Source organism: Collinsella sp. TF09-1AT (assembly GCF_003436895.1).
Taxonomy (GTDB): Bacteria; Actinomycetota; Coriobacteriia; order Coriobacteriales; family Coriobacteriaceae; genus Collinsella.
Genome location: NZ_QSRC01000002.1, coordinates 272,563 through 285,581, shown reverse-complemented (window position 1 = coordinate 285,581; position 13,019 = coordinate 272,563). Strand labels below are relative to the sequence as shown.

9 protein-coding genes are annotated in these 13,019 nt (G+C 61.7%); all 9 read left to right on the top strand.

The annotated features are described in order from the left end of the window. Nucleotides 1-204: 204 nt before the first annotated feature. The 9 genes from DXC90_RS02910 to larD all read left to right on the top strand — a co-directional run bounded on the left by DXC90_RS02910 (nucleotide 205) and on the right by larD (nucleotide 12,722). Complete coding sequence (locus tag DXC90_RS02910; protein WP_117734685.1) at nucleotides 205-1,188, top strand: DMT family transporter; 984 nt, start codon at nucleotides 205-207, stop codon at nucleotides 1,186-1,188. A gap of 116 nt (nucleotides 1,189-1,304) precedes the next feature. Then, the gene (locus tag DXC90_RS02905) at nucleotides 1,305-2,606 is read left to right on the top strand and encodes a M20 family metallopeptidase (protein WP_117734684.1); all 1,302 of its coding nucleotides are present in this window, start codon (nucleotides 1,305-1,307) and stop codon (nucleotides 2,604-2,606) included. A gap of 196 nt (nucleotides 2,607-2,802) precedes the next feature. After that, a complete protein-coding gene (locus tag DXC90_RS02900) occupies nucleotides 2,803-3,018 on the top strand; it encodes a hypothetical protein (protein ID WP_117734683.1) in 216 nt (71 codons plus the stop codon). A 304-nt stretch (nucleotides 3,019-3,322) separates the two neighbouring features. Next, the gene (hisS, locus tag DXC90_RS02895; RefSeq protein ID WP_117734682.1) at nucleotides 3,323-4,636 is read left to right on the top strand and encodes a histidine--tRNA ligase; all 1,314 of its coding nucleotides are present in this window, start codon (nucleotides 3,323-3,325) and stop codon (nucleotides 4,634-4,636) included. A gap of 257 nt (nucleotides 4,637-4,893) precedes the next feature. Next, the gene (locus DXC90_RS02890) at nucleotides 4,894-7,707 is read left to right on the top strand and encodes a phosphoenolpyruvate carboxylase (RefSeq protein ID WP_370446326.1); all 2,814 of its coding nucleotides are present in this window, start codon (nucleotides 4,894-4,896) and stop codon (nucleotides 7,705-7,707) included. Nucleotides 7,708-8,071: 364 nt separating this feature from the next. Continuing rightward, a complete protein-coding gene (gene istA, locus DXC90_RS02885) occupies nucleotides 8,072-9,379 on the top strand; it encodes an IS21 family transposase (RefSeq protein WP_233502118.1) in 1,308 nt (435 codons plus the stop codon). Nucleotides 9,380-9,559: 180 nt separating this feature from the next. Beyond that, nucleotides 9,560-10,204, top strand: coding sequence for an ATP-binding protein (locus DXC90_RS02880; protein WP_117734680.1), 645 nt, complete (start codon nucleotides 9,560-9,562; stop codon nucleotides 10,202-10,204). A gap of 459 nt (nucleotides 10,205-10,663) precedes the next feature. After that, a complete protein-coding gene (larA, locus tag DXC90_RS02875; protein ID WP_117734679.1) occupies nucleotides 10,664-11,941 on the top strand; it encodes a nickel-dependent lactate racemase in 1,278 nt (425 codons plus the stop codon). 49 nt (nucleotides 11,942-11,990) lie between these two features. Continuing rightward, on the top strand, nucleotides 11,991-12,722 hold the full coding sequence (larD, locus tag DXC90_RS02870; RefSeq protein ID WP_117734678.1) for a D/L-lactic acid transporter LarD: 732 nt from the start codon (nucleotides 11,991-11,993) through the stop codon (nucleotides 12,720-12,722). Nucleotides 12,723-13,019 lie beyond the last annotated feature (297 nt).

Below are 13,019 nucleotides of genomic sequence, written 5' to 3'. Positions count from 1 at the left end.
CTCGCGCAGCGTCGGCCGGTCCGCCGTTCGGTAGAACGGCGGAACAAAACGCTTTAGTGGGCTGGATTGCGATGCGGCACTGGTTGTTGCTACAGTAGCGGGGCGTACCGGGGGTCCGGTGCGCCCTGTTTTTATTTGACCATGAGGCGGCACGCGGTCACGCGCGTGCGGACACCACGCCCAGACTGAGCGCGAGGATGCCCTATGGCCCAGAATGCCGTTGATGAAATCGAAAACATGCCCGATAGCCCTGTCGCACGGGAGGACCTGGGCGCCGGCGGCACCTCCCGTGGCGCCGGAGCGCGTTCTCCGTTCTTCTGGAAGGCCTTGCTGTTTTCGGTGGCGGTCATCTGGGGCTATTCCTTTACCACCATGAAAGATGCGCTCGATACCGTTCCGGTGTTCGAGCTGGTCTACGTTCGCTTTCTCCCGGCATCACTGGTTATGTTTGCCATTTTCCACAAACGAATCATCGCGCACTTTAATGCTCGCAACCTTATCGTCGGGCTTGGTATGGGCGCACTTATGTGGGGCGCGTACGGTTTGCAGACGATTGGCCTGGCACAGACCACGGCGGGCAAGAGTGCATTTTTGACGGGTACCTATTGCATCCTCGTGCCGTTTGCGAGCTATGTCCTGGGCGGAGAAAAGCTTACCCGTTACAACTTGGGCGCCGCATTGCTGTGCCTGGCGGGCATTGGCCTGGTGGCACTCGATAGCGTCGAGTTCAATGCCGGAGATGTCATCACGTTGGGCGGCGCGGTCTTCTTTGCTATCCAGATGGCGGTGACCGCCAAGTATGGCCGCAAGATGGATATCAACGTCATCACGTTTTGGATGTTTGTGGGCAATGGCGTTTTGAGCTTAATCACGTCGCTACTATTCGAGACTCAGGCGCCTCTGTCCGTGTGGACGCCGAGCTTTATCGGCGTGGTGGCCTTTCTCTCGGTGGGTTGTACGTGCGTGGCCCTGCTCGTCCAAAACGTCGGTCTGGCGCATGTCCCCGCCTCGACGGGCTCGCTGCTTCTTTCGATGGAGTCCCCCTCGGGCGTGCTGTTCTCGGTGCTGCTGATGGGGGAGGCGCTCACCTCGCGCCTGCTTGCCGGCTTTGCGCTCATCTTTTTGTCGATTATCTTGAGCGAGACGCATTTCGATTTCTTGCGCCGAAAATCTCGCCCGCAATTGTAAACAACTTGTTGCGCCGCCCTTCCAGGGCGGCATTTTTTGTGTCATGCCCTTACAGTTGTGCCTTGCACTTTATGCTGTCAAAGTGCGTGCTGCAAAAACGTTACTGGAGGGCATCTATGGCACCAGCTCTGTCCGATCTTCAACCGCAATCAGCTCCTCAGGCTACCACAGCGGCGCAGACCGCTATCGACGATGGCCTGGTCAAAGAAGCCCAGGCATTTGCCGGTGAGCTTGCCGCATGGCGCCACGATCTCCATCAGATGCCCGAGCTCGGTAACAATCTTCCGCAGACGTCTGCCTATATCCAGGCACGTCTGGACGAGATGGACATTCCCTATACCACGCTTGTCGACGGCTCCTGTGTTGTTGGCCTGATCGGTGCCGGTGCGGCCGCGGCTGCTCAGGGCAATGGTGCGTGCACGGATGAGCAGTCCGGTACGGTTATCATGCTTCGCGGCGACATGGATGCCCTGCCCGTTGCCGAGGAATCGGGCGAGCCTTTCGCTTCCACCAACGGCTGCATGCACGCTTGTGGCCACGATATGCACGCGACGGCGCTGCTTGGTGCGGCGCGCCTGCTCAAGGCCCGCGAGGCAGAGCTTGTTGATGCCAACGCCACGGTTAAGTTGCTGTTCCAGCCGGGCGAGGAGACCTTTGAGGGCGTCCGCGCTGCCATCGCCGATGGCCTGCTGCAGAACCCGCGTCCCCAGGCCGCCTTTGCCATGCACGTTAACAGCCAGTCGCCGCTTGGCCTGGTGCTCTATGGCAGCCCTGCACTTTCGGGTGTATACGGTTTTCGCATCACGCTCCAGGGCAAGGGTGGTCACGGCTCGAGCCCCGAGATTTGCATCGACCCCATCACGGCGGGCGTGCATGTGCACCTGGCGCTCCAGGAGCTTATCTCCCGCGAGGTGCCGGCGGCCAAGGAGGTCGCACTTACCGTGGGTAAGTTCGCCGGCGGTCAGGCTGCCAACGTCATCCCAGATACCTGCGTGCTGGAAGGCACGCTGCGCGGCTTCGACGTTGAGCTCATGGAGCACCTCAAGACCCGCATCGCGGAGGTCGTCAAAGGTGTTGCTACGACCTATCGTACGCCGGCGACTATCGAGACACTCTCGGATGTTCCCCCGCTCGTACTCGACAGCGATATGACTCAGGCGTCGCTTGGTTACGTGGGCGCAGTGCTGCCCAAGGCCGCCTTCTTGCCGCTGTTCCATGCCATGGCGAGTGAGGACTTCGCGCTTATCTCGAGCGAGATCCCAAGTGCGTACTTTACGGTGGGCGCGGCCGTAACCGACACGGACGAGCATTTTGCCCAGCATCATCCCAAGGCGCGCTTTAACGATGCCGAGCTTCCCCTCGGCGCCGCGGCTTATGCCGCCGTCGCTCTCGGATACATTGCGGACCACAAGGAGTAATCCATGTCTCAGCAACGTAAATTCTTCCCTGGCTGGCTCGTGGTGGCCTCCGGCTTTGTGATCAGGGCCACGTGCTACACAATTTTCGTCAACTGCATGAGCCTGTTCCAGCCGCTCATCGTCAGCGACCTGGGCATTTCCCTTGCGCAGTACACCATCTCCAACGCCCACGATCGCCGCGTCCAAGCAGTTTGGCATGGCCGACCTCGGCAAGGTCACGGGCACCATTACCTCGCTCGAGATGGTCGGCGGCACCGTAGGCGCTATCGTCTCGGGCGTGCTGTTCGATGCCACGGGCTCCTTTGCGAGCACCTGGATCGTGTGCCTGGTGTGTTCTGTGGTCATGCTCGTATTCCTGCTGGCCTCGGAGCCTATCGCCGCCAAGCTGCGCGCAAGCGTGGCGGGGGAGTAGACGTCCGTCGTTCTTTTCTGTTCGCCCCGTTCTGCCCGTGGCTGCCTTGGAAGCCGAATGGAAGCTCGTACCATCATTCGCTTTCCAAGGCGGCTACGGGCCTACGAAATGGTCCCTTTTCCTCCGTCCCCAACAGATCACGTGACCCGAAGGGGACGGAGGAAAAGGGATCACAAACAGCGACGGCGCGTCTGGCCGAACGAGTCCCCATACCCTCGTTCGGCCAGACGCGCCGTCGCTGTTTGCGTTTGTGCCGTATAATGACCGTTACCTATGACGCGATACAAAAGAAAGGTGTTTGCCCATGCAGGCACAGAAGGCGGAGGGAACCCGCGACCTTATCGGCGCCGAGATGCGCGCCTGGCAAAAGATGCAGCAGATTGCGGCCGGCGTGTTCGAGCCGTTTGGTTTTAAACCCATCGAGACGCCCGCGATCGAGCAGGTGGATGTGTTTGTCCACGGTATCGGCCAGTCGACCGACGTCGTGCGCAAGGAGATGTTCCGCGTGTTCAGCGGTGCCAACCTGGAGCGCGTCTTTACCGAGGGCACCGACACCAAACTCAAGCCCAAGCAGCGCCTGGCACTTCGCCCCGAGGGCACGGCCGGCGTGGTGCGCGCCGTCGTCGAGAACAATCTGGTGCCCCAGGGCTCCACGCCGTTTAAGGCGTACTACGCCGAGGCCATGTTCCGTGGCGAGCGTCCCCAGAAGGGTCGTCTGCGCCAGTTCCACCAGGTGGGCATCGAGTGGCTCGGCGCTCCCGATCCGGCGGCAGACGCCGAGTGCATCATCATGCTCATGGAGTTCTACAAGCGCCTGGGCTTCGATCTTTCCAAGCTTCGTCTGCTCATCAACTCGATGGGTGACGCCCAGTGCCGTCCGGCTTACCGCGAGCAGGTTAAGCAGTTCATCCTCGATCACGCCGACGAGATGTGCGATGAGTGCCGTGAGCGCGCCGAGCTCAACCCGCTGCGTGCCTTCGACTGCAAGAACGACCATTGCCGCGAGATCATGGCCGAGGCCCCGCTGATGGGTGACAACCTGTGCGACGAGTGCCGCGAGCACTACGAGCAGGTCAAGCGCTATCTGGATGCCGCCGGTATCGAGTATGTCGAGGATCCCACCTTGGTGCGCGGCCTGGACTACTACACCCGTACCGTCTTTGAGGTCGAGGCCCCTGGCGCCGGCGTCGGCTCCATCGGCGGCGGCGGCCGCTACGACGGCCTGGTTGAGCTCGAGGGCGGCAAGCCTACGGCCGGCGTCGGCTTCGCCGTCGGTTTTGAGCGCGCCCTGCTGGCCTTGCAGGCCTTTGGCAGCGACCTGGGTGCCGATGAGGCCCCGTGTGTTTATGTCGCCAACGCCGGCAAGGAGCTGCGCCAGAACGTCTTTGCCATTACGCAGGAGCTTCGCGCCGCAGGCATCGTGACCGAGGCCGACTATCAGGGCCGTTCGCTCAAGGCCCAGTTTAAGCAGGCCGATAAGGTGGGCGCCAAGCTCATCCTGGTCCTGGGCGGCGACGAGCTTGCCGCCGGCAAGGTCAAGCTGCGCGACATGGAGAGCCATGACGAGGTACTGGTCGATCTGGCCAACGTCGTCGAGGCGGTTCGTGAGCGCCTGTAGCGCATCTTTTTGAGCTGCGGACCCGCTTGAGTGTCCCGTTCATTGCGAGCGATTGTTACGGGGGTGTTTCGCATTTATGCGGAATGCCCCCGTTTGTGTATGCCGTCCACCGAGAAATACGACCATTTAGGGCAAAAACCCTTGCAATGCAGAAAATACTTTTGTGTGGTAAAGCGCAATCAGTGTCGAAAGTATTTCTCAAGCGCCTATAATGAATACCGCATGTTACGTGCATAGAAGGAGGAATGGGAGGAAACGTGGCTGAGAACCTAAGCAACCAGTCTGTACCCGAAGCCGCGGCGCGCGTCGCTGCCGTGGTCAACCGCCTCGTTAACCGAATCGGCTCGAATGCCGAGTCCAGGGAGCGTCTCGCCGAGATCGAGATCCCCGAGGAGCTGCGCGACAATTTGGCGTTGTTCCTACGCCTGGAGCGTCGTGTGCTTAGCGAGTATGATCCCGAGATCGCGGACCTGTTCGACAAAATCCTGTCGGCCGAGATTGTGGCCAATGCCGGCAACCCCGGTACCCGCGCTGCCGACGAGGCCGTCGACGAGCAGGGCGTGCCCACCGCCGACGAGCCCACCGCCGTGGCGTTTCGCGAGGTCGTCGATCTGATCGACAGTCTGCCGCTCGATAAGCAGCAGGTCATCGTTCGCGCCTTTACGAGCTTCTTCCACTTGGCAAACCTGTCGGAGGAGAACTACCGTGTGGCGCAGCTGCGCGAGCGCGAGGCCGGTGCGTCGACCGATACCGAGGTCGATCCCGCCAACGAGCTCACCGTCGCCTATCACCAGCTGGTGAATGAGCTGGGTGTCGAGGGCGCCAACGGGCTGCTCGGCAAGCTTGAGTTCCATCCCGTCTTTACCGCGCATCCCACCGAGGCCCGTCGCAAGGCCGTCGAGGGCAAGATTCGCCGTATCTCCAACCTGCTGGAGGAGCGTCCGCGCCTGGGCGGCTCCGACCTGGTGGAGAACGAGCGCCATATGCTGCAGGAGATCGACGCCCTGGTGCGTACGAGCCCCATCGCGCTCAAGAAGCCCACGCCGGTCGAGGAAGCCGATACCATCATCGACATCTTCGATAACACGCTGTTCGACGTTATCCCCGTCATCTATCGTCGCTTTGACGACTGGGTGCTGGGCGACAAGGCCGGTACCGTGCCGCCGCTGTGCCCGGCGTTCTTCCATCCCGGCAGCTGGATTGGTTCCGACCGCGACGGTAACCCCAACGTCACCGCCAAGGTGAGCCGTGAGGTCGCCGCCAAGTACTTCACCCACATGGTGCTCAAGCTCGAGGACAAGTGCCGCCGCATCGGCCGCAACCTCACGCTCGAGGCCACCTACAGCAAGCCGTCTGCCGAGCTCATCAACCTGTGGAACCATCAGGTCGAGATGAGCGCCCAGTACACCGCACGTGCTGAACTGATCTCCGAGCACGAGCCGCATCGCGCCGTCATGCTCGTCATGGCCGACCGTCTGAACGCCACCGTGCGTCGCATCACCGACACCATGTACCACAGCGCCGATGAGTTCCTGGAGGACCTGCGTGTCGTCCAGCGCTCGCTGGCCGCCTGCGGTGCCGTCCGTGCTGCCTACGGCCCGGTCCAGACCATCATCTGGCAGGTCGAGTCCTTCGGCTTCCATATGGTCGAGATGGAGTTCCGTCAGCACTCCGTGGTGCACGCCCGCGCCCTCAAGGATATCTACGAGAACGGTATCCATGGCGACCTGCAGCCCATGACGCGCGAGGTCATCGATACCTTCCGCGCTATCGGCTCCATCCAGAAGCGCTACGGCAAGAAGATGGCGCATCGCTACATCATCTCGTTCACCAAGAGCGCCCAGCATGTGGCCGACGTCTTTGAGCTTGCCCACCTGTCCTTTGCACACGAGGAGGATGTCCCCGAGCTCGACGTGATCCCGCTGTTCGAGCAGCTCGAGGACCTCGAGGGCTGTGTTGACGTGCTCGATCAGATGCTCACGCTGCCCGTGGTGCAAAAGCGCCTTGCCCAGACCAACCGCCGCATGGAGGTCATGCTGGGCTATTCCGACTCCTCCAAGGATGCCGGTCCTACCACGGCCATGCTCGCGCTGCACTCCGCGCAGGAGCGCATCGCCAAGTGGGCCGAGAAGAACGATATCGACCTGGTGCTCATGCACGGTCGCGGCGGTGCCGTGGGCCGTGGCGGCGGCCCGGCCAACAAGGCCGTGCTGGCGCAGCCCAAGGGTTCGGTCAACTGCTTCTTTAAGCTCACCGAGCAGGGCGAAGTCATCTTTGCCCGTTACGGCAACCGCACGCTGGCTCAGCGCCATGTTGAGTCCGTTGCTGCCGCAACGCTTTTGCAGTCGGCCCCGAGTGTCGAGAAGACCAACACCGAGACCACGCAGAAGTTCTGGAATATGGCCGAGAAACTCAACGCAGTAAGCCATGAGCGCTATCTTGACCTGCTGAACACCGAGGACTTTACACCGTGGTTCTCGACCGTGACGCCGCTAACCGAGGTCGGTCTGCTGCCGATCGGCTCGCGTCCCGCCAAGCGCGGCTTGGGTGCCAAGTCGCTTGACGACCTGCGTACCATTCCGTGGATCTTTAGCTGGAGCCAGGCGCGCATCAATCTGGCCGCTTGGTACGGCCTGGGCACCGCCTGCGAGCAGCTGGGCGACCTTGACCAGCTTAAGGCTGCCTACCAGGAGTGGCCGTTCTTCCGCACCTTTATCGACAACATCGAGATGTCGATCGCCAAGACCGACCAGCGCATCGCCAAGATGTATCTGCACCTGGGCGATCGCCAGGATCTGTCCGAGAAGGTCTTTACCGAGATGCAGCTCACCCGTAAGTGGGTCCTTGCCATCGTCGGTGACGAGTGGCCGCTGCAGCGTCGTCGCGTGCTCGGCTGCGCCGTTCGCGTGCGCAACCCCTATGTTGATGCCCTGTCCATCGCCCAGGTCCGCGCCCTTCGCGAGGTGCGTATGAACCAGGACGAGATGGCCGAGGAGAAGAAGGCCGAGTACATGAGCCTGATTCTTTCGACTGTGACCGGCGTCTCGGCAGGACTCCAAAACACGGGGTAATCGATAGCCCTGTAGTCGTCCGGGCCCGCCATTAGTTTACTTTTAGGCACGTCCTCGGACATGCAAGAAGCCCTCGCTGCGCACTTCGTGCGGCGAGGGCTTCTCGCGTCCTGCGGAGTGTGCCTAAAAGTAAACTAATGGCGGGCCCTACGATGTCCGGTCTTCGGCGGATTACTGCTGGGGAAAAGATAGCGCGCTTCGCGCACTTTGATGGGGTTTCGTGCTGCTGTTAGCGCCGGGCGATTTTAGCCGCTAATAGTCAAACGATTTTGACCAATCCCGGTCACCGAATAATGGCCACCGTGCCTCCCCGCCGCCACTACGCTGGTGGTGCCAACACGCCGGCGTTAGGAGGACCATTGAGGTGAACGAGAGACACGATGACCTACAGGAGATTATAGACGCGGCGCTCCGGGAGATGGCCGCGGAGGAGGGCGACGGGTTCGACCCGCAGGCATGCAACCTCGCTGAGTTCTGCAGGAGGACGGGGCTCACCCGCTCCCGCGCGTGGACGGTCAGGGCCCACGGGTTCAGGGCCCTGCCCCACGGGAACAGCGGGAGGAGGGCCGCGCCGGGCGTGCTCGCCGGCCACACCGGCCTGGTGGACGACCTCCTGCGGAAGGGCGTCACCAACTCGCAGGTGATATTCGAGCGGCTGCTCGGCCAGGGCTACGCCGGCGGCCTCACAACGGTGAAGACCTACATCGCCGCGCACCGGGACCTCGTGCCCGCGAAGAGGCGGCAGGCGGCCCCGCAGGGCTGCCGCGGCCAGCGCTTCAGGACGGCGCCCGGAGAGGCCTACCAGATGGACTGGGGCTTCGTCGCGGTCGAGCGCCCTGGCGGGGAGCGGGCGCGGATCGCCTGCTTCGCCATGGTCTGCCACCATTGCGGGGGCGCCCACGTCGAGTTCTTCCCGAACGCGCGCCAGGAGAACCTCCTCATCGGGATGCTGCACGCGTTCTCGGCGCTGGGCGTGCCCGCGACCGTGCTCACCGACAACATGAAGAGCGTGGTCGTCCGCCGCGATGCCGACGGCCGGCCCGTCTGGCAGGCCGACTACGCCGAGTTCATGGGCGTCGTCGGCTTCCGCACCAGGTTGTGCAGGCCGCGCCACCCCTATACGAAGGGCAAGGTGGAGAGGCTCGTCCGCTTCGTGAAGGGGAACTTCCTCGCGGGAAGGTCCTTTACCGACCTTGACGCCCTCAACCGGGAGGCCGCCCTCTGGTGCGCCGAGCAGGGAGGCCGCTGGCGGCGCGCGGCGGCATGCGTCCCGATGCGCGAGCACGAGGCGGCGTGCTCGGCGAACACCAGGCCGCTCGAGGTCACGGCCGAGGTCGAGCGGTACCTGTGCCCGCGCCGGAAGATCTCCTTCGACGGCTTCGTGAGCTTCGAGGGGCACCGCTACGGCGTGCCCTACTGGTACGTCCGCCGCGAGTGCAGGGTGAACCGGGAGGGGCGCGTGGTGCACATATACAGCGACGACCTCTCCCGCGAGCTCGTCGCCCACGCTGTCGGCACCGGCGCCGACAGCTGGTGCGAGGGGCAGTGGGAGACATCGCCGGCGCAGCCCGAGGAGCTGCCGACCCAGCCGGTGGGGACCGTGGTCGAGCAAATCGCCCCGCCCAGGACGAAACCCGGTTTCGAGAGGTTCGACTTCGGGAGGGCCGAATGATGGCGGGCGCGGGGGCGAGCCCCTACGAGCTCGCGAGCGACGCCGCGTCGAGGCTCGGGATCGCCGTCGGGGCGGAGGAGCTCGCGACCCTCGCCTCGGACCTCGACCTCGGCGACGGGGAGATGGCCGCCGTGGCCGCCACCTTTCTCCTACCTTGCGGAGAAGAGGAGGCTCGCCTCCATCGAGACGCTGCTGAGGCTGAGCAGGCTGCCCAGGCGCGAGCCCAAGACCTTCGAGGGCTTCGACTTCTCCAGGATCCAGGGCCGGGACGCGGCCGCGCTGGGCAAGCTCCCGTCGCTGGCCGACCTCTACGCGCACCGCAACGTCGCCTTCGTCGGGCCCGGCGGCATAGGGAAGACGCACCTCGCGCAGGCCTACGGGCGCGAGTGCTGCATGCGGGGGCTCAAGACCTACTACATAAAGGCGACCGAGCTCAGGGACAGGTTCCAGAAGGCCGTCCAGCGGGGAAACACCTCGCGGGTCGTCTCCTCGCTCGTCAAGCCGTCGTGCCTCATCGTTGACGAGGTGGGAAGATGCGTCTACGACAGGCCGTGCACCGACCTGTTCTTCGATGTCGTCGACAGGCGCTACGAGAAGGAGGGGCCGAACGCGATGGTCCTCACGAGCAACATCGCCCCGAGCGGGTGGGATGAGTTCTTCACGGGCGACGACACGCTCCTCTGCGCCCTCGACAGGCTGTTCGACAAAGCGTCGGTGTTCGTGATGCGGGGCCCGAGCTACCGCGGCAGGGAGCTTGACACCTACTCGGTGGAGGCCGTCCCCCAGGCGGTGAAGGTGAGGGGGATCCAGCCCGAGGGGATGTAGGAATGCGATAGGAAAGTCATAGATGCGGGCGTGTTGGCTAAAATGGGTCGGCCGGGATTGGTCAATCTCGGCCGACTATATTTGGCTAAAATAATCCGACGCTAACACTGCGGAATGCATTCAGAGGGAAACCCATCGGGTCCCTTCGTCCTCGGTCTTCTGGAATTAAAGCTGAGGAGAAGAATGGCGCGCTTCGCGCGTTTTGGATGGGGCCTGTCCCGGCGGCGCGTTTGGCGCTTCGCGCCTCGCGTCTTATCGAATGGGATCGAGATGCATTTGGCGCTTCTCGCCTTACGACTGTAGCGGCCGCGGTTCCCTTTGGGATCGCGGCCGTTTTGTTGTAGGTCAAATATGAACGTTGTGTTAATGAGTCGGTGGACGGTGGTGTTTATCGGTGAACGGCGTATCCTTCCAACGGTTTGACTAGTGTGTCAGTTGAAAGGAAGAGGGCGCTCGTCAATGTTTGAATGTGAACTGCCGTTTGACCACAAGACGTTGCATCTGGAGCTCGAGGACAAGAACTTCGCGGGTGTGATGGAAGGTCATCAAAACGAGTTTAAGACTACGAAATCGCAGGAAAAACTGGTAGAGGAGTCGCTTGCCAACCCTTATGGCTCACCTTCGCTCGAGGAGCTTTGTGCTGGTAAAAAGAACATCGTCATCATCAGCTCCGACCATACGCGTCCCGTTCCCTCGCGTGTGACGATGCCTATTCTGCTGCATCACATTCATGCCGCTGCGCCCGAGGCTCGTGTGCGTATTTTGGTTGCTACGGGTATGCACCGTCCGTCGACGCACGAGGAGCTCGTCAACAAGTATGGCGAGGACATCGTTGCCAACGAGGAAATCGTTATGCATGTCGCAACCGACGACAGCATGATGAAGAAGATCGGCACCCTGCCTTCTGGTGGCGAGTGCATCATCAACAAGATCGCTGCCGATTGCGACCTGCTTCTTGCCGAGGGCTTCATTGAGCCGCACTTCTTTGCCGGCTTCTCTGGCAGCCGAAAGTCTGTCCTGCCCGGCATCGCCAGCTATAAGACCATCATGTACAACCACAACGGTCAGTTTGTGAACGACTCCCATTCGCGTGCCGGCAACCTGTGCCACAACCACGTGAGCGAGGATATGTTCGCCGCTGCCGAGATGGCTCACCTTGCCTTTGTGCTTAACGTGGTGCTCAACGGCAAGCACGAGGTCATTGGCTCCTTTGCCGGTGACATCCACAAGGCACACGAGGCTGGCTGCGAGTTCGTGAAGAGCCTTGCCGGCGTTGAGCCCGTCGAGTGCGAGATTGCCATCACCACCAACGGTGGTTACCCGCTCGACCAGAACATCTACCAGGCCGTGAAGGGCATGTGCGCTGCCGAGGCCACGCTTCCCGAGGGCGGCGTGATCATCGATGTCGCCGGCTGCGCCGACGGTCACGGCGGCGAGGGCTTCTATCACAACATCGCCGACAACGATCCGGCGGAGTTTGAGCGTGCCTGCATCGATCGCCCCAAGGACGAGACCCTGCCCGATCAGTGGACGAGCCAGATTTTTGCTCGCATCCTGGCACATCACCCTGTGATCATGGTTACCGACCTGTGCGACCACCAGATGCTCAAGGATATGCACATGACGCCGGTTAACACCCTCGAGGAGGCGCTCAAGCTCGCCTTTGAGATGAAGGGTGCCGACGCCAAGGTCGCCGTCATCCCCGATGGCCTGGGTGTTGTCGTCGCCCAGCACTAGCGCGCAGCTTAAACGAATCGTTTGTAACCAATAAGAAAGATAAGGTTTTATGCTTACCAAACTCCTCTGCGAATTCGGCGCGACGGCCCTCATGATCGTCTTTGGCGTGGGCGTGCACTGCGATACCGTGCTCAAAGGCACCAAGTATCAGGGCTCTGGCCATATGTTTGCTATCACCACTTGGTCTTTTGGCATCTCGGTCTGCCTGTTTGTCTTTGGCGGCGCCGTGTGCATGAACCCCGCTATGGTGCTTGCCCAGTGCATCGTCGGTCTGGTGCCGTGGGGCAACTGCATCCCCTTCATGCTTGCCGATATGCTCGGCGGCTTTGTGGGTGCTGTGATCGCTTGGTTTATGTATGCCGATGAGTTCAAGGCTTCCGAAGGCGTCGTCGATCCCATTGCTCAGCGCAACATCTTCTCGACCAACCCCACCACCGAGGGTACGAACTATGCCCGCAACTTCTTCTGCGAGGCCATCTGCACCTTTGTGTTCATCAGCGCCATCCTTGCTGCCGCTAGCCGCGCTGGTGAGAACGTTCTGATGCTCGCTATCTGCGTCGGCCTGATCGTTTGGGCCGTTGGCATGGGCATGGGCGGCATCACCGGCTTCGCCATGAACCAGGCACGTGACCTTGGTCCTCGCATGGCCTATCAGTTGCTGCCGATTAAGAACAAGGCTGACAACAACTGGAAGTATGGCCTGCTTGTTCCTGGCATTGCGCCGTTTGTCGGTGCTATTGTGGCCGCGCTGTTTGTGCATGGCTTCTTGGGTATGTTCTAGTCGAAGGCAATTGATATAACGTCCGGGTCCGGCATAGGTTAACTTTCCGCCGCGTCCTCGGACATGCAAGAAGCTCCCGCTGCGCACTTCGTGCGGCGGGAGCTTCTTGCGTCCTGCGGAATGCGGCGGAAAGTTAACCTATGCCGGACCCTGCGGGAATCCAGTTGGATTGGAACAAGCAACCCAACATATATATCTGAATTTGGATGTTAGGGGCGCTTTGTTTTTTGGGTGCTCTTACAAGAAAGCGTAACTTGGGGATGGGGTGGGCGCTTTGTTGGGATGGCGCTTTGGGGT